A 21,018-nucleotide genomic window follows, 5' to 3' on the forward strand; every position below is an offset into this window, starting at 1 on the left:
CGACAATGCTGAACACTATCGGTCGTTGTCGACCTCCCGCTAATGCGCGGACACCCCGTGTTGCACCCTTCTTCGTTGTCAAGAGCACCCGTGAGCCAGCCTCGGCCCGCACGTCCGTCCCGTGGACGTCTTCCCAACGGGACCTTGGTCCCGGCTACCCTGGCCGAGTGCGCCCTCCAACAGAAGGCGCAAAGCCGACAGCCGTCGCACTCCAGGGAGCTCTTTCATGGCCTCGTCGCCAACCCCGTCGTCGCAGTCCGCGCAGTCCGCCCAGTCCGTGGACTTCCCGCCCGAGAGCAGGGCCCGAGTCGAGGCCTTCCGCGAGGCCCTGGCCACCCGCGTGGTGGTGGCCGACGGCGCGATGGGCACGATGCTCCAGGCGCAGGACCCCACGCTCGAGGACTTCCAGAACCTCGAAGGCTGCAACGAAGTCCTCAACATCACCCGGCCCGACATCGTCCGCTCGGTGCACGAGGAGTACTTCGCGGTCGGCGTCGACTGCGTGGAGACCAACACGTTCGGCGCGAACTTCGCCGCCCTGAGCGAGTACGACATCCCCGAGCGGAACTTCGAGCTCTCCGAATCCGGCGCCCGCATCGCCCGCGAGGTCGCCGACGAGTTCACGGCGAGCACCGGCCAGCAGCGCTGGGTGCTCGGCTCGATGGGCCCCGGCACCAAGCTGCCGACCCTCGGCCACGCCCCCTACACGGTCCTGCGCGACGCCTACCAGATCAACGCCGAGGGCATGATCGCCGGCGGCGCCGACGCGCTCCTGGTGGAGACCACCCAGGACCTCCTGCAGACCAAGGCCGCGATCCTCGGCGCCCGCCGCGCCCTGGACGCCACCGGCGCCAACCTCCCGGTGATCTGCTCGGTCACCGTCGAGACCACCGGTACCATGCTCCTGGGCTCCGAGATCGGCGCCGCGCTGACCGCCCTCGAACCGCTCGGCATCGACATGATCGGCCTGAACTGCGCCACGGGCCCGGCCGAGATGAGCGAGCACCTGCGCTACCTCGCCCGCCACTCGCGCGTCCCGATCTCCTGCATGCCCAACGCGGGACTGCCGGTCCTCGGCAAGAACGGCGCGCACTACCCGCTCACCGCGCCCGAGCTCGCCGACGCACAGCAGACCTTCGTACGCGAGTACGGCCTGTCCCTGGTCGGCGGCTGCTGCGGCACCACCCCCGAGCACCTGCGCCAGGTCGTCGAGCGGGTGCGCGGGGTCGAGACGACCGCCCGCGAGCCGCGCCCCGAGCCCGGCGCCGCCTCGCTCTACCAGAGTGTCCCGTTCCGCCAGGACACCTCGTACATGGCGATCGGCGAGCGCACGAACGCCAACGGCTCCAAGAAGTTCCGCGAGGCCATGCTGGAGGGCCGCTGGGACGACTGCGTGGAGATGGCCCGCGACCAGATCCGCGAGGGCGCGCACATGCTCGACCTCTGCGTCGACTACGTGGGCCGCGACGGCGTCAAGGACATGGCCGAGCTCGCGGGCCGCTTCGCCACCGCCTCCACCCTGCCCATCGTCCTGGACTCCACCGAACTCCCCGTGCTCCAGGCCGGGTTGGAGAAGCTCGGCGGCCGCGCCGTCATCAACTCCGTCAACTACGAGGACGGCGACGGACCCGAGTCCCGCTTCACCAAGGTCACCGCGCTCGCCAAGGAGCACGGCGCCGCGCTCATCGCGCTGACCATCGACGAGGAGGGCCAGGCCCGCACCGCCGAGCACAAGGTCGCCATCGCCGAACGGCTCATCGAGGACCTCACGGGCAACTGGGGCATCCACGAGTCCGACATCCTCATCGACACCCTGACCTTCACCATCTGCACCGGCCAGGAGGAGTCCCGGGGCGACGGCATCGCCACCATCGAGGCGATCCGCGAGCTCAAGCGCCGCCGCCCCGACGTGCAGACCACGCTCGGCCTCTCCAACATCTCCTTCGGCCTCAACCCGGCCGCCCGCGTCCTGCTCAACTCCGTCTTCCTGGACGAGTGCGTCAAGGCGGGCCTCGACTCGGCGATCGTGCACGCCTCCAAGATCCTGCCCATCGCGCGCTTCGACGAAGAGCAGGTCACCGTCGCCAGCGACCTCATCTACGACCGCCGCTCCGAGGGCTACGACCCGCTCCAGAAGCTCATGGAGCTCTTCGAAGGCGTCTCCACCAAGTCGATGAAGGCGGGCAAGACCGAGGAACTCCTCGCCCTGCCGCTCGACGAGCGCCTCCAGCGCCGCATCATCGACGGCGAGAAGAACGGCCTGGAGGCCGACCTCGACGAGGCCCTCCAGGGCCTGCCCGCCCTCGACATCGTCAACACCATCCTCCTGGAGGGCATGAAGGTCGTCGGCGAGCTCTTCGGCTCGGGACAGATGCAGCTGCCGTTCGTGCTGCAGTCCGCCGAGGTCATGAAGACCGCGGTGGCCCACCTCGAACCGCACATGGAGAAGTCCGACGCCGAGGGCAAGGGCACCATCGTGCTGGCCACCGTCCGCGGCGACGTCCACGACATCGGCAAGAACCTCGTCGACATCATCCTGTCGAACAACGGCTACAACGTGGTCAACCTGGGCATCAAGCAGCCCGTCGCCGCGATCCTGGACGCCGCGGAGGAGCACAGGGCCGACGTCATCGGCATGTCGGGCCTCCTGGTCAAGTCCACCGTGATCATGAAGGAGAACCTGGAGGAGCTCAACCAGCGCGGCATGTCCGCCGACTTCCCGGTGATCCTCGGCGGCGCGGCCCTGACCCGTGCCTACGTGGAGCAGGACCTGCACGAGATCTACGAGGGCGAAGTGCGCTACGCCCGCGACGCGTTCGAGGGCCTGCGCCTGATGGACGCCCTCATCGCCGTCAAGCGCGGCGTGCCGGGGGCGACCCTGCCCGAGCTCAAGCAGCGCCGCGTCGCGAGCAAGGCATCCGCGGCCGTCCTCGAGGTCAACGAGGACGAGGGGCCCGCCCGCTCCGACGTAGCCATCGACAACCCGGTCCCCACACCGCCGTTCTGGGGCACCCGCGTCGTCAAGGGCATCCAGCTCAAGGAGTACGCCTCCTGGCTGGATGAGGGCGCCCTCTTCAAGGGCCAGTGGGGCCTGAAGCAGGCCAGGACCGGCGACGGACCCACCTACGAGGAGCTCGTCGAGACCGAGGGCCGCCCGCGCCTGCGCGGCTGGCTGGACGATCTGCACACCAAGAACATGCTCGAAGCGGCCGTCGTGCACGGCTACTTCCCCTGCGTGTCCAAGGGCGACGACCTGATCATCCTCAACGACGACGGCTCGGAGCGGACCCGCTTCTCCTTCCCGCGCCAGCGCCGCGGCCGCCGCCTGTGCCTCGCCGACTTCTTCCGCCCCGAGGAGTCCGGCGAGCGGGACGTCGTCGGCTTCCAGGTCGTCACCGTCGGCTCGAAGATCGGCGAGGCCACCGCCGAGCTCTTCGCCGCCGACTCCTACCGCGACTACCTCGAACTGCACGGCCTGTCCGTGCAGTTGGCCGAGGCGCTCGCCGAGTACTGGCACGCGCGCGTGCGCGGCGAGCTCGGCTTCGGCGGCGAGGACCCCGCCGACGTCGAGGACATGTTCGCCCTGAAGTACCGCGGTGCCCGCTTCTCCCTCGGCTACGGCGCCTGCCCCGACCTGGAGGACCGCGCGAAGATCGCCGAGCTGCTCCAGCCGGAGCGGATCGGCGTACAGCTCTCCGAGGAGTTCCAGCTGCACCCCGAGCAGTCCACCGACGCGATCGTCATCCACCACCCCGAGGCGAAGTACTTCAACGCGCGCTAAGGCCGCGTTTAACTACAGCGCGCGTTCCTGGGACCAGTCGTACACTGGTCGGTCCAGCTCAGGCCGGTTCCCCTCGGGGAACCGGCCTTCTCGTCCCTCATGGAGGTGTGCCGGATGACCAGTACGGTCCCCGCGCTTGGTATTCGAACGGCCGAGGGCTCCGCCCTGCAAGGCGTCCTCCTCGACATGGACGGCACACTCGTCGACACCGAGGGCTTCTGGTGGGACGCCGAGGTCGAGGTCTTCGCCTCCCTGGGCCACGCGCTCGACGAGGCCTGGCGCGACGTGGTCGTCGGCGGTCCCATGACGCGCAGCGCGGGCTTCCTCATCGAGTCCACCGGCGCCGACATCACCCTGCCCGAGCTCACCGTGCTGCTCAACGACGGCTTCGAGGACCGCATCAGCCGCTCCCTGCCGCTGATGCCGGGCGCCGCCAGGCTCCTTGCCGAACTCGCCGCGCAGCGCGTGCCGATGGCCCTCGTCTCCGCGTCCCACCGGCGCATCATCGACCGCGTGCTCGACTCGATCGGCGCCCACCACTTCGAACTGACCGTCGCGGGCGACGAGGTGGCCCGCACCAAGCCGCACCCCGACCCCTATCTGCTCGCGGCCGCGGGGCTGGGCGCCGACCCCGCCAGATGCGCCGTGATCGAGGACACCGCCACCGGTGTGGCCGCCGCGGAGGCCGCGGGCTGCCGGGTGGTGGCCGTGCCGTCGGTCGCGCCCATCGCCGCGGCGGCGGGCCGCACCGTCGTGCCCTCGCTGGAACACGTCAACCTGCCTTTCCTGCAAGGGCTCATGACGTTCTGAGGGTCCGCCAGTTCCGTCCCCGACACGGTTGAAGGTGTGACGTTTCCCACGTCAATCGGGGTCGACAGTGGGGCCCTTGTGTGCCGTGACCCCTGGTGGGGCATGCGGGGGAGTGACGTTGTGTCCCGATTGGTGGGAGCGTGCACGAAACCTTCCACTGTTGGGTTATCGGTGCGTCCGCGCCCGGTTTCGCAGCGTGATTGGCCGTATACCTCCCACCCTCTCCGGCGCCCGCCTGGTGCGGACTAATCTCATCGCGAGAACATCGCCCCACCCCCCGTGCCCCACCAACCCACACCCCGCGTTGCGGGATTCACGGGATCCAAGAGCTCTGGAGAACGTCGAGCATGAACCGCAAGACTTTGGTGCTGCCGGCTGTCATAGGTCTGCTCGCCCCCGCGCTCGCCGCGTGTGGCGGTTCCGGCAGCGGAGACGGCGACGACGCCATCGCTGTCGGCACCACGGACGCGTTCGCCATCTCGAAGGAGGTCCCGGCACCCTTCGACCCGGCCTACGCCTACGACGCCGGGTCCTGGAACATCCTGCGTCAGACCGTGCAGACGCTGATGGCCCTGCCGCGCGGCGACGGCGAACCGCAGCCCGAGGCCGCCGAGCAGTGCGGCTTCACCGACACGGGCAACGAGCGCTACGCCTGCACCCTGCGCAAGGGCCTGAAGTTCTCGGACGGCAAGCCGCTGACGGCCGCCGATGTGAAGTTCTCCATCGAGCGGGTCCGCGACATCAAGATCAAGGACCCCAGTGGTTCGGACGGTCTGGTGTCGAACGTCGAGGAGATCGAGACCGAGGGCGACCGCGAGGTCGTCTTCCACCTCAAGACGCCCGACGCGACGTTCCCGTACAAGCTGGCCACCCCCACCGCGGGCATCATCAGCAAGGACCACTACAGCAAGAACAAGCTGCGCGACGGCTTCGAGGTGTCGGGCTCCGGCCCCTACACCGCGGAGCAGGAGGTCAAGGACGACCGCCTGGTCAAGACGGTCTTCACCAAGAACCCCGAGTACAAGGGGCAGTTCAAGCCCCAGAGCGGCAAGATCGAGCTGCGCAACTTCGCGGACACCGACGCCATGGGCAAGGCGCTCAAGGACGGCGACATCGACCTGATGACCCGCACCATGTCGCCCGAGCAGGTCAAGCAGCTCGACGCGACCCCGGACAAGAACATCGACCTGGTCGAGATGCAGGGTCTGGAGATCCGCTACCTCGCCTTCAACACCGATGCCCCGACGGTCAAGACCAAGGCCGTCCGCCAGGCCATGGCACAGATCGTCGACCGCGGCGCGCTCGCCTCGCAGGTGTACGGCTCGACGGCCGACCCGCTGTTCTCGCTGGTGCCGACCACCATCACCGGCCACGCCAACTCGTTCTTCAACAAGTACGGCAACGCGAGCCCCGCCAAGGCCCGTCAGCTCCTGGAGAAGGCCAACATCTCCACGCCGGTGAAGCTGACGCTGCACTACACCACCGACCACTACGGTCCGGGCACCAAGAAGGAGTTCGAGATCCTGCGGAAGCAGCTCAACGACTCCGGCCTGTTCGACGTGGACATCAAGGGCGTGCCGTGGAGCACCTTCCGCGCGGCCGAGCGCGACGGCAAGTACGCGGTGTACGGCATGGGCTGGTTCCCCGACTTCCCCGACGCCGACAACTTCCTCGCGCCCTTCCTCGACAAGGACAACTTCCTCGGCTCGCCGTACGTCAACCGGTCGATCAACGACCAGCTGATCCCCACCTCGCGCCGCGAGGCCGACCGGCTCGCCGCATCCAAGAGCATCCGCAAGATCCAGGACATCGTCGCCGACGACGTCCCGATCCTCCCGCTCTGGCAGGGCAAGCAGTACATCGCCGCGCGCGACGACATCACGGGTGTCGAGTGGGCCCTCAACTCGGCGTCCAACCTCCAGCTGTGGGAGCTGGCCCGCGGCGTCAGCGGCTGACGCTGACGTGAGGGGGCTGACGCTCCCATGAGGGGGCGGGCGACCTCCGCCCCCTCGGCTCCACCGAACGACCACCACACCAAAAGGCACGTAAGTGAAATGTCGTAACCAGTGGCTGGCCCTCCCGCTCACCGGAGGACTGGCCGCCGCCCTGCTGACCGGATGCGGGACGGAAACGGGCGGCGCGGGGGACACGGGCGACGCGGTCGTGATGGGGATGTCCGACGACGTCCTGGCCACCGACCCGGCCGCAGGCTACGACCCCGGGTCGTGGCTCCTCTTCAACAACGTCTTCCAGTCCCTGCTGAGCTTCCCCAAGGGCGCCACGGAGCCGGAGCCCGAGGCCGCCAAGGCGTGCGGGTTCACGGACACCGAGGCGAAGGTCTTCAAGTGCGAGCTGCGTGACGGGCTGAAGTTCAGCAACGGCGACGCGCTCACGTCGAAGGACGTCAAGTTCTCCTTCGACCGCATGCGGAACATCAAGGACGACGCGGGCCCGGCCCTCATGTTCCCGATGCTGGACCACGTGCGGACTCCGGACGCCAAGACCGTCGTCTTCCAGCTGAAGTACCCCGACGCGACCTTCCCCAGCAAGATCGCCTCGGGCGCCGGTTCGATCGTGGACCACCGCGAGTACGACATCAACCGGCTGCGTACGGACGGCAAGGCCGTCGGCTCCGGGCCCTACGAGCTCGACTCGTTCGGCGAGGAGCAGGCGAGGTTCTCGGTGAACTCCGACTACCGGGGCACCGCGAAGGTCAAGAACGAAGGCGTGGCGATCAAGTTCTTCCACGGTGACCAGAAGGGCCTCAAGCAGGCCCTCATGGACAACGAGGTCGACCTCGCCTACCGCGGCCTGGCCGCCGCCGACATCGCCGACATCGAGCGCGACACCTCCAAGGACCTCGACATCGTCGAGGGCACCAGCGCCGAGGTGCAGCACCTGGTCTTCAACATGAAGGACCCGGTCGCGGGCAAGCTCGGCGTGCGCAAGGCCATCGCCTACCTGCTCGACAGGGACGCCCTGGTCAAGGAGGTCTACCAGGACACGGCCACGCCGCTCTACTCGATCGTCCCCGCGGGCATCGGCGGCCACAACACCGCGTTCTTCGACACCTACGGCGACCGCCCGCAGCGCGCCAAGGCCGCCTCCGCCCTGCGCGGCGACGGCATCCAGGGCAAGGTCAAGCTCACGCTCTGGTCGACGCCCTCGCGCTACGGCCCGGCCACCGACCACGAACTGCGCGCGATCGCCAAGCAGCTCAACGCCTCCGGCCTCTTCGCGGCCGACGTGAAGTCCGTCGGCTTCGAGCAGTACGAGAAGGACATCGCGGCGGGCAAGTACGGCGTGTACGTCAAGGGCTGGGTGCCGGACTACCCGGACCCGGACAACTTCACCCAGCCGTTCTTCGGCAAGGGCAACGTCCTCGGCAACCACTTCGAGAACCGCGACATCACCGGGAAGATCATTCCCGGCACCGCGCGGCAGAGCGACCGGGCCAAGACCACCAAGCAGTACGCCGAACTGCAGGACGTCGTCGCCGACCAGGTGCCGATTCTGCCGGTCTGGCAGGCCAAGCAGTACGCGGTCGCGCGCGACAGCGTCTACGGCCTCGAATCCTGTCTGGACGCCTCGACGGTGTTCCGCTTCTGGGAGATCAGCAAGGGTTGAGCCCGCCCGGGCCCGTACTCATGGCGAAGGCGGCCACGCCCTCGGGGGCGGCCGCCTTCGCCGTGGTCCGTACCGCGCCGCTACTGCGCGCCGGGCCGCACCAGACCGCTCTCGTACGCGTACACCGCGGCCTGCACCCGGTCGCGCAGGCCCAACTTGGTGAGCACGTGGCCCACATGGGTCTTCACGGTCGTCTCGCTCACGAAGAGGTCCGCCGCGATCTCCGCGTTCGACAGGCCGCGGGCCACCAGCTTCAGGACCTCGACCTCGCGATCGGTGAGCGTGTGCAGCGTGTCGGGCACCGGCTCGTCCCCGGAGGGCAGGTGCGCGGAGTACTTGTCGAGCAGCCGGCGCGTGATGCTCGGCGCGAGCATCGCCTCGCCCGCGGCGACCACGCGGATCGCCTGCACCAGCTCGTTGGCCGGGGCGTCCTTGAGGAGGAAGCCACTGGCACCGGCGCGCAGCGCCTCCACCACGTACTCATCGAGGTCGAAGGTGGTCAGGACCAGGACCTTCGCCGGACCGTCCCGTCCTGGCCCGGTGATCTGCCGGGTCGCCTCGACGCCGTCCATCCGGGGCATGCGGATGTCCATCAGGACCACATCGGGCTGCAGCGCCCGCACCTGATCCAGAGCCTGCAGGCCGTCTCCGGCCTCGCCGACGACCGCGATGTCCTGCTCGGCCTCCAGAATCATCCGGAAACCGGTGCGCAACAGCGGCTGGTCGTCGACCAGTAGGACGCGGATGGCCACGTAACTCTCCTTCGCTAGGCCGGGCCCATTCTGCCCTGCTCGGCCTCGGTGGACTCGGGCACCCTCACCGGAAGGGGATACGGCGGGGGAGTCCCCCCGAATTCCGGACAGACGGCCTGGTGGTCGCACCAGCCGCACAGCTTCGTGGGCCGCGGCCGCCAGTCGCCCGTCTCGGTGGCGAGCTCGATCGCCTCCCAGAGCGCCAGCAGCTTGCGCTCGACCCGCTCCAGATCGGCCACCACCGGGTCGTACGTGATCACGTCGCCGCTGCCGAGGTAGACCAGCTGCAGACGGCGCGGCACGACACCTTTCAGGCGCCACACCACCAGTGCGTAGAACGTCATCTGGAACCGGGCGCCCTCCGCGTACTCCGGACGCGGGGCCTTGCCCGTCTTGTAGTCGACGATGCGGACCTCACCCGAAGGAGCCACGTCCACCCGGTCGATGATGCCGCGCAGCTTCAGGCCCGACTCCAGCTCCGCCTGCACGAACAGCTCGCGCTCGGCGGGCTCCAGACGGGTGGGGTCCTCCAGGGTGAACCAGCGCTCGACGAGCTTCTCCGCGTCGGCGAGCCAGCGCGTCATGCGCGTGCCCTCCGGATCGTCCGCGAACAGCTCGGTCAGCTCCGGCTTCGCCTCGCGCAGCCGGTCCCACTGACCGGGAATGAGCGACTTGGCGCGCGGCGCGGTGCGCTCGCCCGCCGGGGCGTCGAAGAGCCGCTCAAGGACCGCGTGCACCAGGGTGCCCCGGGTCGCCGCCTCGCTCGGCTTCTCGGGCAGCTTGTCGATCACCCGGAACCGGTAGAGCAGCGGGCACTGCATGAAGTCACCCGCGCGCGAGGGCGACAAGGACGCCGGGCGCACGGCCGCCACGGCACCGTCGGTGCTGGTTTCCATGAGGACAGACCCTACGACCCGCCACTGACAACAGCCGCATACCATCGACGACAGACCCTCTCGCCCTGCATGATCGTGCGGGTGACCGCGCCAGCCCGGGGCGAGGGACGCTTCGAACGAGGGGACATCGTGGACGAACGCGGCGGGAGCGGCAGGCCGCAGTCCGACGGCGCCGAGGGCCGACAGTCGAGCGGAACGGACGGTTCCGTGGAGCCGTCGCATCCGGTCGACACGGCACGGCCCCGGCACGACGAGGCGGAAGGACCCTCGCCGGTGCCCAGAGACGCGACCCCTAAGACCCCTAAGATCCCTGAGGTCCAGGGGGCCCAGGAGGGTCCGGGGGCCTCGGAAACCTCTGAGACCCAGGAGACTCCCGAGGCCCGCGAAACCCACGAGACCCGCGAGGCCCGCGAAACCCGCGAGACCCCGGTGCGCGACCGCCTGACCAAGGCGGCGCCCCAGGACCCACCCGCCGAGCGCTCCCACGCCACCCACGGCCCGACGGGCAAGGCGACACCGCCCGCCAAATCGCGGCGCGGCCCCGGCGGCGGACTGCTCATGGGCAAGCCCTTCGGCGTCCCCGTGTACGTCGCGCCCAGTTGGTTCCTCGTCGCCGCCCTCATCACCTGGGTCTTCGGCGGCCAGCTCGACCGCGTCCTGCCCGAGCTCGGCGGCGCCCGCTACCTGGTCTCGCTCTTCTTCGCCGTCGCCTTCTACGCCTCCGTGCTCGTCCACGAACTGGCCCACACCGTCGCGGCCCTCCGCTTCAAGCTGCCGGTACGCCGGATCCAGCTGCAGTTCTTCGGCGGCGTCTCGGAGATCGAGAAGGAGTCCGAGACCCCCGGCCGCGAATTCGTCCTCGCCTTCGTCGGCCCGCTCCTGTCCCTGGTGCTCGCCGGAGTGTTCTACGCGGGCATGCGCGCCGTCGAACCGGGCACCGTCCCCGGCGTCCTGCTCGCGGGCCTGATGATCTCCAACCTCATCGTGGCCGCCTTCAACCTCCTGCCGGGCCTGCCCCTGGACGGCGGCCGCATGCTGCGCGCCGTCGTCTGGAAGATCACCGGCAAGCCCATGAGCGGCACCATCGCCGCAGCCTGGGTCGGCCGCGCCCTCGCCGTCTCCGTACTCATCGGTCTGCCGCTGCTCAACCAGTCCGGCGCGCTCGGAGGCGAGGCCCAGGACATCGGCGGCATGGACACCGTCACCGACGCCCTGCTCGCCGCGATCCTCGCCGCGATCATCTGGACCGGCGCCGGAAACAGCCTCCGCGTGGCCCGTCTGCGCGAACACCTGCCCGAACTGCGGGCCCGCACCCTGACCCGCCGCGCCGTCCCCGTCGAGAGCGACACCCCGCTCTCCGAAGCGCTGCGCAGGGCCAATGACGCCGGTGCCCGCGCCCTCGTCGTGGTCGACCCCGACGGCGACCCCATGTCCGTCGTCCGCGAGGCCGCCATCGTCTCCGTACCCGAGCACCGCCGTCCCTGGGTCACAGTCAGCGGCCTCGCCCAGGACATCACCGAGGGCATGCGGGTCTCCGCCGAGCTCGCTGGGGAGGAGCTCCTGGACACCCTGCGCGCCACGCCCGCCACGGAGTACCTGGTCGTCGAGGACTCCGGCGAGATCTACGGAGTGCTGTCCGCCGCCGACGTGGAGCGCGCCTTCGTCAAGGCGATGGCACGCCCCAGCTGACCGCCGCGTCCCCACGCCCGTGGTCCGCGGGCTCCGCCGCGGCCGGTAGGCTGGTCACATGTCCGAACCGACCGGTGCCGCCCGCCGACGCGGGCCCTTCAAGGTCGGGGACCAGGTCCAGCTCACCGACCCCAAGGGACGCCACTACACGTTCACGCTCGAGGCCGGGAAGAATTTCCACACCCACAAGGGTTCCTTCCCCCACGACGAGCTGATCGGCGCTCCCGAGGGCAGTGTTGTCCGTACCACGGGAAACGTCGCCTACCTGGCGCTGCGACCCCTGCTCCCCGACTACGTCCTGTCCATGCCCCGCGGTGCCGCCGTGGTCTACCCCAAGGACGCGGGGCAGATCCTGGCCTTCGCCGACATCTTCCCCGGCGCGCGCGTCGTGGAGGCGGGCGTCGGCTCCGGCTCGCTCAGCAGCTTCCTGCTGCGCGCCATCGGCGACCAGGGAATGCTGCACTCCTACGAGCGCCGCGAGGACTTCGCCGAGATCGCCCAGCAGAACGTGGAGCGCTACTTCGGCGGCCCCCACCCCGCCTGGCAGCTCACCGTCGGCGACCTCCAGGACAACCTCAGCGACACCGAGGTCGACCGCGTCATCCTCGACATGCTCGCCCCCTGGGAGTGCCTGGAGGTCGTCTCCAAGGCGCTCGTCCCCGGCGGCATCATGTGCTGCTACGTGGCGACCACCACCCAGCTCGCCAGGACCGTCGAGTCCATCCGCGAGATCGGCGGCTTCAACGAGCCGACCGCCTGGGAGTCGATGATCCGCAACTGGCACATCGAGGGCCTCGCGGTCCGTCCCGACCACCGCATGATCGGCCACACCGGCTTCCTGCTCACCGCCCGCCGCCTCGCGGACGGCGTCGAGCCCCCCATGCGCCGCCGCCGCCCCGCCAAGGGCGCGTACGGCGAGGACTACTCAGGACCCAACGCCGACGGCGGCTCGCCGCGCTGACCGCGCGGGCCGACCCCCAAGAAGCAGGCGCCGCCGCCGAGTTCCCTGACCGACCAGGGAACTCGGCGGCGGCGTCGTTTCGTTGACAGGACACCAGCGGCGTACCGACAGGACCGACCAACCCACCGGACCCCGGTGTTCCACCTCACTGTGAGGTATGGCACGATGCTGGCCACCTCCCCCACCGGCACAGCCCTCACAGGAGACACTTCCTCGTGCAGCACCCCGCCGTCCCGGAACTGGCACACACCACCGCGCGCCCCATCCACTGGCTGGCCACCGCGGCGGCGCTGGCCGCCGTCATCGGAGGCTCGGCCGCCCTGCAGCCCGACCCGGCGAACGCCGCACCGACAGGACCGAAGGCACACAGCGGGACCGCCCCGGCCCCCGCTCCCGCGCCCGACCCCGCCTCCGTCGACTTCCCCCTGGACTGCGGCTCCGTCGGGCCCGTCGTCAAGAAGAAGGCATCAGGGGACCTCGACGGGGACGGCAAGCCGGAAACCGTCGCCGTGGTGCACTGCAAGGCAGGCTCCGGCACCCCACCCGACGCGGTCTACGTGATCACCCGCGCCGGATCGGGCAAGCCCCGCCTGGTCGCCACACTGGTCGACCCCAAGGAGCGGCTGAACGTCAGCGCCTTCGCCGTACGCGACGGCGCGGTCACCGCCACCCTGCTCGGCTACTCCTCGCCCAACGTGCCCCGCTGCTGCCCCGACCGCGAGGACAAGGCCAAGTGGCGATGGAACGACGGCACATTCGAGCGAACAGATCCCGCCGCGGCGCGCAGCATCTGACGCCGCGGCGGCCGGCGGGTCACTCCGCGTCGGGCCCGTAGACCTCGACGCTGTCCGAGACGCGGCGCACGTGAATGCAGTCGCCGGGACACTCCTTCGCGGAGTCCACGACGTCACGCAGAAGCGGCAGCGGCACGGGCGTTGTGGCCCCCGGAGCCTGCAGCAGCTCGTCGTCGCCGCTCTTCACATAGGCCAGGCCGTCGATGTCCAGCTCGAAGACCTCGGGCGCGTACTGCGCACAGATGCCGTCTCCGGTGCAGAGGTCCTGGTCGATCCAGACCTCCAGCAGATCATGGCCCTCACTGCCGGTCTCGGCGTCGTGCCGCACGGTCATCTCTCCTGCCGTTTGCTGCGCCGAGCGGCCCGGTTGATGTGCAAGTCGGGCCAGCCCTGACGGGTGTTGAACACTTCGACGATACAACCGCCCGCTTTCCGATGTTGTTGGGTGGGTATTCCCCTGACGTGAGGGAGAGCGCAAGGGTGAAGATCGGACACACCCCCATCGTCTTTGTGATCTAGGGGTTTCAATCGACACCCACCCAGGTAGGGTCTGGAAGCGTCCAGCTCCCCTTGGAGGAGGTGAGGACCGTGGCAGCCCACGACGACGACATCAACCGCGGCATCCGGCCCGGGCGAGGGTCTGAGGACCCCGCCGGACAGGTTGCCTATCTCGAGCAGGAAATCGCCGTCCTGCGACGCAAGCTCGCCGACTCTCCGCGTCATACGAGGATTCTCGAAGAGCGGATCGTCGAGCTGCAGACCAACCTGGCCGGCGTGTCCGCGCAGAACGAGCGGCTCGCCAACACGCTCCGCGAGGCCCGCGACCAGATCGTGGCCCTCAAGGAAGAAGTCGACCGGCTCGCACAGCCACCGGCCGGCTTCGGAGTCTTCCTCGTGGCGAACGAGGACGGCACGGCGGACATCTTCACCGGGGGCCGCAAGCTCCGGGTGAACGTCAGCCCCAGCGTGGAGCTCGAAGAGCTCAGGCGCGGCCAGGAAGTGATGCTCAACGAAGCGCTCAACGTGGTCGAGGCCATGGAGTACGAGAGCGTCGGCGACATCGTCACCCTCAAGGAAATCCTCGAGGACGGCGATCGAGCCCTGGTGGTCGGACACACCGACGAAGAACGAGTGGTACGGCTCGCCGAACCCCTCCTCGACGTCACCATCCGCCCCGGCGACGCCCTCCTGCTCGAACCCCGCTCCGGCTACGTCTACGAGGTCGTGCCCAAGAGCGAGGTCGAAGAGCTCGTCCTCGAAGAAGTCCCCGACATCAGCTACGAGAAGATCGGCGGCCTCGGCGGCCAGATCGAGATGATCAGGGACGCGGTAGAGCTTCCGTACCTCTACCCCGACCTCTTCAAAGAGCACGAACTGCGCCCGCCCAAGGGAGTCCTGCTCTACGGGCCCCCCGGCTGCGGCAAGACGCTGATCGCGAAAGCCGTCGCCAACTCCCTTGCCAAGAAGGTCGCCGAGGTCACCGGACAGCCCGCGGGGAAGAGCTACTTCCTCAACATCAAGGGCCCCGAACTCCTCAACAAGTACGTCGGCGAGACCGAGCGCCACATCCGCCTGGTCTTCCAGCGTGCCCGCGAGAAGGCGAGCGAGGGCACCCCCGTCATCGTCTTCTTCGACGAGATGGAATCCCTCTTCCGCACCCGCGGATCCGGCGTCAGCTCGGACGTGGAGAACACCATCGTCCCCCAGCTGCTCGCCGAGATCGACGGCGTGGAAGGCCTGGAGAACGTCATCGTCATCGGCGCCTCCAACCGCGAGGACATGATCGACCCCGCGATCCTGCGCCCCGGACGACTCGACGTGAAGATCAAGATCGAGCGCCCGGACGCCGAGGCGGCGAAGGACATCTTCGCCAAGTACCTCACCGAGCGGCTCCCGCTCCACGCGGACGATCTCGCCGAGCACAGCGCCGACCGGCGCGCCACGGTGCACGGCATGATCCAGTCCGTCGTCGAGCAGATGTACGCGGAATCCGAGGAGAACCGCTTCCTCGAGGTCACGTACGCCAACGGCGACAAGGAAGTCCTGTACTTCAAGGACTTCAACTCCGGCGCCATGATCGAGAACATCGTGGGCCGCGCCAAGAAGATGGCCATCAAGGCCTTCCTCGAGGCGAACCAGAAGGGCCTCAGGGTCGCTCACCTCCTCCAGGCTTGCATCGACGAGTTCAAGGAGAACGAGGACCTGCCCAACACCACCAACCCGGACGACTGGGCCAGGATCTCCGGAAAGAAGGGCGAGCGGATCGTGTACATCCGTACCCTCGTCACCGGAAAGCAGGGCGCGGACACCGGACGCTCCATCGACACGGTGGCCAACACCGGTCAGTACCTGTAGAACGCAGGGCGGCTGCGGGTGTCCTTCACGGGTACCCGCAGCCGTCTGTTTTTCAATGACAGCAATGATCTCCCCACCAGCGCAAAGGCGTTCTAGGCTCTTCGGTACCGCCGAGTCGCGCAGTGCGGGGACGGGCACCGCACACGCACCGGAGAACCAGCGGTACTTGAGCGCCGTTCCCGAAGGGGAGCGCCGCCGGGCAAGGAGGGCCGCATGACCGTACGGCGAGTAATGGGCATCGAGACGGAGTACGGCATCTCCGTCCCCGGCCACCCCAACGCCAATGCCATGCTCACCTCGTCCCAGATCGTCAACGCCTATGCCGCGGCGATGCACCGGGCGCGACGCGCCCGCTGGGACTTCGAGGAGGAGAACCCGCTGCGGGACGCGCGGGGTTTCGACCTCGCCCGCGAGGCCGCCGACGCCAGCCAGCTGACCGACGAGGACATCGGCCTCGCCAACGTCATCCTGACCAATGGCGCACGCCTGTACGTCGACCACGCACACCCCGAGTACAGCTCGCCGGAGATCACCAACCCCTGGGACGCGGTCCTGTGGGACAAGGCCGGCGAACGCATCATGGCCGAGGCGGCCGAGCGCGCGGCACAGCTCCCCGGCGCCCAGCCGATCCACCTCTACAAGAACAACACCGACAACAAGGGCGCCTCCTACGGCACGCACGAGAACTACCTGATGAAGCGGGAGACCCCCTTCTCGGACATCGTGCGGCACCTGACGCCGTTCTTCGTCTCCCGGCAGGTCGTCACCGGCGCGGGACGCGTCGGCATCGGCCAGGACGGCCACGAGCACGGCTTCCAGCTCAGCCAGCGCGCCGACTACTTCGAGGTCGAGGTCGGCCTGGAGACGACGCTCAAGCGGCCCATCATCAACACCCGCGACGAACCGCACTCGGACGCCGAGAAGTACCGCAGGCTGCACGTGATCATCGGGGACGCGAACCTCTCCGAGATCTCGACGTACCTCAAGCTGGGCACCACCTCGCTCGTCCTCGCGATGATCGAGGACGGCTTCATCGCGGTGGACCTCGCGGTCGACCAGCCGGTGCGCACCCTGCACCAGGTCTCGCACGACCCCACGCTCAAGCACCTGGTCACGCTCCGCAGCGGCCGCTCACTCACCGCGGTCCAGCTCCAGATGGAGTACTTCGAGCTGGCCCGCAAGTACGTCGAGGAGCGCTACGGAGCCGACGCGGACGAGCAGACCAAGGACGTGCTCGCCCGCTGGGAGGACGTCCTCGGGCGCCTGGAGACCGATCCGATGAGCCTCTCCGGAGAGCTCGACTGGGTCGCCAAGCGGGAGCTGATGGAGGGCTACCGCCGCCGTGACGGCCTCGACTGGGACGCCGCGCGGCTCCACCTGGTCGACCTCCAGTACGCCGACGTACGGGCCGAGAAGGGCCTGTACAACCGCCTGGTGGCCCGGGGCAAGATGAAGCGCCTCCTGGACGAGGCGGACGTCGAGCGGGCCAGGAGCAAGCCGCCCGAGGACACGCGCGCGTACTTCCGCGGGCGCTGCCTCGAGCAGTACGCGGACGACGTGGCCGCGGCGTCCTGGGACTCGGTCATCTTCGACCTCCCGGGCCGTGACTCGCTGCAACGGGTACCCACGCTGGAGCCCCTGCGCGGCACGAGGAACCACGTCAAGGAACTTCTGGACCGCTGCCGTACGGCGGAAGACCTGGTACGGGTGCTGTCCGGGGGCTGAAAGGCCCACAGTGTGGGAATCATCGAGGTGGTCCCCGGACGTTGAGGAAGTAAGGGGCCGATGTCAGACCGCGCTTGTAGGGTCTGATCAAGAACGTCTAACCGAGCGGGGTGAGGTAGATGGCGACCAAGGACACCGGCGGCGGGCAGCAGAAGGCGACGCGTTCCACCGAGGAGACCGAGGAGCAGACGCAGGAAGCGCAGGGCTCCGAGGACCTCAAGGAGCGCCAGGAGAAGCTGAGCGACGATGTGGACTCCGTCCTGGACGAGATCGACGATGTCCTCGAGGAGAATGCCGAGGACTTCGTGCGCTCCTTCGTTCAAAAGGGTGGGCAATAGGCCACCCTTCCCTTCGAATTCAAGGTTGAATGGAAGGGTCGGGGAGTGCCTGAAGGCGGCGAGGTGAAGCGCTGCTCGCGGTGTCATGAAGACGAACCGCGAGCGGCCTTCGCGCGGAACGGCGCGGGTCACCTCAAGCGCCAGTTCGGCACGACCGAAGCCGAGCGCGACGAGCTGATCGCCTCTCGGACGGGGCTCTGCGTGATCCGTCTCAGCGCTCCCGCAATCCATGTGGATCACTGCCACGAGACGGGTAAGGTCCGTGGCGTACTGTGCTTCAACTGCAATTCGGGCATCGGCAAGTTGGGGGACGACCCCGACAACACCCGCCGAGCCACCGCTTACCCGGAAGGAAACTCGTGGAAGCCAATCCTCGTAGCACCGGGCGTCTACCAGCTGCCTTCCTGACGCCTGGTTCGTCGTCCTTCATGGACTTCCTGTCCGAGCACCAGCCGGAGATCCTGCCGGGCAACCGGCAGCTGCCGCCCACCCAGGGCGTGCTCGAGGCTCCGCACGGTACGACGATCGTGGCCGTGACGTTCCCCGGCGGCGTGGTGCTCGCCGGTGACCGGCGGGCGACGATGGGCAACGTCATCGCGCAGCGCGACATCGAGAAGGTGTTCCCTGCCGACGAGTACTCGGCGGTGGGCATCGCGGGCACGGCAGGGCTCGCCGTGGAGATGGTCAAGCTCTTCCAGCTGGAGCTGGAGCACTTCGAGAAGGTGGAGGGTGCCACGCTCTCGCTGGAGGGCAAGGCGAACCGCCTCTCCACGATGATCCGCAGCAACCTCGGCATGGCCATGCAGGGCCTCGCCGTGGTGCCGCTCTTCGCGGGGTACGACGTGGACCGCGAGAAGGGGCGCATCTTCTCGTACGACGTCACGGGCGGGCGTTCGGAGGAGCACGGTTTCGCGGCGACCGGTTCGGGTTCGGTCTTCGCGCGCGGTGCGATGAAGAAGCTGTACCACGACGCTCTGACGGAGGAGCAGGCGACGACCCTGGTCATCCAGGCGTTGTACGACGCGGCCGATGACGACTCGGCGACCGGTGGTCCCGACATGGCCCGTCGGATCTTCCCCATCGTCACCGTGATCTCCGACGAGGGTTTCCGGCGGCTGACGGAGGAGGAGTCCTCCGTGATCGCGCGCTCGGTCCTGGAGAAGCGTCTGGAACAGCCCGACGGCCCGCGTGCCGCGCTGCTCTGATCGCTCCGAATTCGCCACTGACTGAAGTTTTGACAGAAAGGGACGGATCCGGTGTCGACGCCGTTCTATGTCTCACCCCAGCAGGCCATGGCCGACCGGGCGGAATACGCCCGCAAGGGCATCGCCCGCGGTCGCAGCCTTGTCGTGATGCAATATGCCGACGGCATCGTGTTCGTCGGCGAGAATCCGTCCCGCGCGCTGCACAAGTTCAGCGAGATCTATGACCGGATCGGCTTCGCGGCCGCCGGTAAGTACAACGAGTACGAGAATCTGCGGATCGGTGGCGTGCGCTACGCCGACCTCCGTGGGTACACCTACGACCGTGACGATGTGACGGCCCGTGGGCTCGCCAACGTCTATGCCCAGACCCTCGGCAATATCTTCTCGAGCAATGCCGAGAAGCCGTACGAGGTCGAGTTGGTCGTCGCCGAGGTCGGTGCGACGCCGGACGGCGATCAGATCTACCGCTTGCCGCACGACGGTTCGATCGTGGACGAGCACGGTTCGGTCGCGGTCGGTGGTAACGCGGAGCAGATCAGCACCTACCTCGACCAGCGTCACGAGGACGGGATGACGCTGGCGGAGGCGCTCAAGCTCGCGGTGCAGTCGCTGTCCCGCGACACCAACGGCAGCGAGCGGGAGATCCCCGCGGAGCGGCTCGAGGTGGCGATCCTGGACCGGGCGCGGCCTCAGCAGCGGAAGTTCAAGCGGATCGTGGGGCGTCAGCTGTCCCGGCTGCTCGAAGAGGGCGGCGCCACGGACGCGGTGGGCGACACGGAGACGGACGCGGAGGCGGACGGGGAGACCGGGTCGGCGCGGGATTCCGGCGGCGACGTCGAGTAGTCCCCTGCATTAGCCCTCTGCTTCAGCCCCTTGTGTGGAGCGCCCCGTGTTCCGGCCTGTTGGCCGGGGCGCGGGGCGTTGTCGTGTGCCGGGGGGTCAGTGGGCGGGGCCGGTGGAGCCGCGGACGACCAGGTGGACGTCGAGGGGGGTGGCGTCGGGGGCCCGGCCTTCCAGGACGGCGACGAGGGTTTCCATGCCGCGTTCGCCGAAGCGTTCGGCGGGCAGGCGGACGGTGGTGAGTTCCGGTTCGACGGCGGTCGCGAGGGTCAGGTCGTCGAAGCCGGTCACGGAGACGTCTTCGGGTACGCGCAGGCCGAGTCGTCGTGCGGCCTTGCAGACGCCCGCGGAGAGGAAGTCGTCGTCGCAGACGACGGCGGTGGGCCGGGGTCCGGGGGCGGACAGGGCGGCCTCGGCGACGGCGCGGGCGCCTTCGACGTTCAGGGGTGCCGCGACCCGGCGTACGGCGGTGTCGGTGCCGTGCAGGGCCCGTGCGAGGGCTTCGGCGCGTACGTCGAAGGTCCAGGAGTCGACGTCCGCGGCGAGGTGCAGGAAGTCGCGGTGGCCGAGGGACAGCAGATGTTCTGTCACTTGGCGCATGCCGTCGGCGAGGTCGAGGTTGACGGTGGCCGCGCCCAGGCTGCCCGCGGGGTCGCTGTCGAGCATCACCAGGGGCAGGTCGTCGCCGCGGATGGTGGCGAGTGCGTCGGAGGCCATGGAGGAGGCGAGTACGCCGTCCAGGGAGGCGCGTGCCGAGGCGAAGGGGTCGCGGGCGGGGCCGATGCCGTCGGGGGAGGGGTAGAGGACCACGCCGAAGCCGTGCCGGGCGGCGACGCGGGCCACGCCAGTGTAGACGTGGGCGAAGAATTCGTTGGTGAGTTCGGGGACGACCAGGAGGGCTGTCCTGGTCCGGCCGAGGCGCAGGTTGCGGGCGGCGAGGTTGGGGCGGTAGCCCAGTTCCCGCGCGGCCGACCGGACCCGCTCGGCCGTCGGTTCGGCGACCCGGCCGCGCCACTTGTCGCCGAGGACGAGGGAGACCGTGGCCTGGGAGACCCCGGCCGCGCGTGCGACGTCGCGGCTGGTGGGGCGGGTGCTCCCGGATTCCTGTAGTGGCCCGGCCACTGGTACCTCCCGGCTCGTGTCCTCGGGGGTCGGATCGGTGGCCTCCCGTGGACAGTGGACAGCGCTCATGGTACGTATGACGCTCGACGTTATACGTAAAACCCCGGGCGACGGCGCCGGGGG

Annotated in this window: 17 protein-coding genes; 13 read left to right on the top strand and 4 right to left on the bottom strand. The window is 68.9% G+C overall.

Annotation, left to right across the window (positions count from 1 at the left end; all coding sequences use genetic code 11):
- The first annotated feature begins 226 nt into the window (after nt 1-226).
- The 4 genes from metH to CP970_RS35295 all read left to right on the top strand — a co-directional run bounded on the left by metH (nt 227) and on the right by CP970_RS35295 (nt 8,218).
- Nucleotides 227-3,781, top strand: a complete 3,555-nt coding sequence (gene metH, locus CP970_RS35280; protein ID WP_055544730.1) for a methionine synthase — start codon at nt 227-229, stop codon at nt 3,779-3,781.
- 114 nt (nt 3,782-3,895) lie between these two features.
- Nucleotides 3,896-4,591, top strand: a complete 696-nt coding sequence (locus tag CP970_RS35285; protein ID WP_150494394.1) for an HAD family hydrolase — start codon at nt 3,896-3,898, stop codon at nt 4,589-4,591.
- A gap of 347 nt (nt 4,592-4,938) precedes the next feature.
- Complete coding sequence (locus CP970_RS35290) at nt 4,939-6,546, top strand: ABC transporter substrate-binding protein (RefSeq protein WP_055546505.1); 1,608 nt, start codon at nt 4,939-4,941, stop codon at nt 6,544-6,546.
- A gap of 94 nt (nt 6,547-6,640) precedes the next feature.
- On the top strand, nt 6,641-8,218 hold the full coding sequence (locus CP970_RS35295; RefSeq protein ID WP_055546501.1) for an ABC transporter substrate-binding protein: 1,578 nt from the start codon (nt 6,641-6,643) through the stop codon (nt 8,216-8,218).
- A gap of 80 nt (nt 8,219-8,298) precedes the next feature.
- On the opposite strand, the gene CP970_RS35300 is transcribed toward CP970_RS35295, so the two are convergent.
- Both CP970_RS35300 and CP970_RS35305 read right to left on the bottom strand, forming a co-directional pair.
- Entirely contained in the window at nt 8,299-8,970 is a 672-nt protein-coding gene (locus CP970_RS35300) for a response regulator (protein ID WP_030782872.1), read from the bottom strand.
- Nucleotides 8,971-8,984: 14 nt separating this feature from the next.
- Complete coding sequence (locus tag CP970_RS35305; RefSeq protein WP_055546499.1) at nt 8,985-9,866, bottom strand: RecB family exonuclease; 882 nt, start codon at nt 9,864-9,866, stop codon at nt 8,985-8,987.
- 81 nt (nt 9,867-9,947) lie between these two features.
- On the opposite strand from CP970_RS35305, the gene CP970_RS35310 reads away from it, so the two are divergent.
- From CP970_RS35310 to CP970_RS35320, 3 genes are all read left to right on the top strand, one after another.
- Nucleotides 9,948-11,555 (top strand): site-2 protease family protein, encoded by a 1,608-nt coding sequence (locus CP970_RS35310; protein WP_224058887.1) that lies wholly within the window; start codon nt 9,948-9,950, stop codon nt 11,553-11,555.
- 58 nt (nt 11,556-11,613) lie between these two features.
- On the top strand, nt 11,614-12,516 hold the full coding sequence (locus CP970_RS35315; RefSeq protein ID WP_055546497.1) for a tRNA (adenine-N1)-methyltransferase: 903 nt from the start codon (nt 11,614-11,616) through the stop codon (nt 12,514-12,516).
- Nucleotides 12,517-12,731: 215 nt separating this feature from the next.
- A complete protein-coding gene (locus CP970_RS35320) occupies nt 12,732-13,310 on the top strand; it encodes a hypothetical protein (protein WP_150494396.1) in 579 nt (192 codons plus the stop codon).
- Between the two features lie 19 nt (nt 13,311-13,329).
- Here CP970_RS35320 and CP970_RS35325 read toward each other — a convergent pair whose 3' ends face one another.
- Nucleotides 13,330-13,644: a ferredoxin gene (locus CP970_RS35325; RefSeq protein WP_055555581.1), complete on the bottom strand. Its 315-nt coding sequence runs from the start codon at nt 13,642-13,644 to the stop codon at nt 13,330-13,332.
- 254 nt (nt 13,645-13,898) lie between these two features.
- Here CP970_RS35325 and arc point away from each other — a divergent pair, with 254 nt between their 5' ends.
- From arc to prcA, 6 genes are all read left to right on the top strand, one after another.
- Nucleotides 13,899-15,665: a proteasome ATPase gene (gene arc, locus CP970_RS35335; RefSeq protein WP_055555579.1), complete on the top strand. Its 1,767-nt coding sequence runs from the start codon at nt 13,899-13,901 to the stop codon at nt 15,663-15,665.
- A gap of 213 nt (nt 15,666-15,878) precedes the next feature.
- Nucleotides 15,879-17,390, top strand: a complete 1,512-nt coding sequence (gene dop, locus CP970_RS35340; RefSeq protein ID WP_079044007.1) for a depupylase/deamidase Dop — start codon at nt 15,879-15,881, stop codon at nt 17,388-17,390.
- 119 nt (nt 17,391-17,509) lie between these two features.
- On the top strand, nt 17,510-17,728 hold the full coding sequence (locus CP970_RS35345) for a ubiquitin-like protein Pup (protein WP_055555575.1): 219 nt from the start codon (nt 17,510-17,512) through the stop codon (nt 17,726-17,728).
- Between the two features lie 45 nt (nt 17,729-17,773).
- Nucleotides 17,774-18,136 (top strand): endonuclease VII domain-containing protein, encoded by a 363-nt coding sequence (locus CP970_RS35350; RefSeq protein ID WP_224058896.1) that lies wholly within the window; start codon nt 17,774-17,776, stop codon nt 18,134-18,136.
- The gene (gene prcB / locus CP970_RS35355; protein WP_055555573.1) at nt 18,088-18,933 is read left to right on the top strand and encodes a proteasome subunit beta; all 846 of its coding nucleotides are present in this window, start codon (nt 18,088-18,090) and stop codon (nt 18,931-18,933) included. The genes CP970_RS35350 and prcB overlap by 49 nt, the downstream gene beginning before the upstream one ends.
- Nucleotides 18,934-18,984: 51 nt before the next feature.
- Nucleotides 18,985-19,776 carry a proteasome subunit alpha gene (gene prcA, locus CP970_RS35360; RefSeq protein WP_055555571.1) on the top strand — a complete coding sequence of 264 codons (792 nt, stop codon included), beginning with the start codon at nt 18,985-18,987 and terminating at the stop codon, nt 19,774-19,776.
- 96 nt (nt 19,777-19,872) lie between these two features.
- Here the strand turns inward: prcA and CP970_RS35365 are convergent, their stop codons facing one another.
- A complete protein-coding gene (locus CP970_RS35365) occupies nt 19,873-20,895 on the bottom strand; it encodes a LacI family DNA-binding transcriptional regulator (RefSeq protein ID WP_055550699.1) in 1,023 nt (340 codons plus the stop codon).
- Between the last annotated feature and the right edge of the window lie 123 nt (nt 20,896-21,018).

Origin of the sequence: Streptomyces kanamyceticus, assembly GCF_008704495.1 — a bacterium.
GTDB lineage: Bacteria > Actinomycetota > Actinomycetes > Streptomycetales > Streptomycetaceae > Streptomyces > Streptomyces kanamyceticus.

Coding starts and splice junctions, on each gene's coding strand:
- metH (WP_055544730.1), top strand. CDS start 227: ATGGCCTCGTCGCCAACCCCGTCGTCGCAGTCCGCGCAGTCCGCCCAG.
- CP970_RS35285 (WP_150494394.1), top strand. CDS start 3,896: ATGACCAGTACGGTCCCCGCGCTTGGTATTCGAACGGCCGAGGGCTCC.
- CP970_RS35290 (WP_055546505.1), top strand. CDS start 4,939: ATGAACCGCAAGACTTTGGTGCTGCCGGCTGTCATAGGTCTGCTCGCC.
- CP970_RS35305 (WP_055546499.1), bottom strand. CDS start 9,866: ATGGAAACCAGCACCGACGGTGCCGTGGCGGCCGTGCGCCCGGCGTCC.
- CP970_RS35315 (WP_055546497.1), top strand. CDS start 11,614: ATGTCCGAACCGACCGGTGCCGCCCGCCGACGCGGGCCCTTCAAGGTC.
- CP970_RS35325 (WP_055555581.1), bottom strand. CDS start 13,644: ATGACCGTGCGGCACGACGCCGAGACCGGCAGTGAGGGCCATGATCTG.
- dop (WP_079044007.1), top strand. CDS start 15,879: ATGACCGTACGGCGAGTAATGGGCATCGAGACGGAGTACGGCATCTCC.
- CP970_RS35345 (WP_055555575.1), top strand. CDS start 17,510: ATGGCGACCAAGGACACCGGCGGCGGGCAGCAGAAGGCGACGCGTTCC.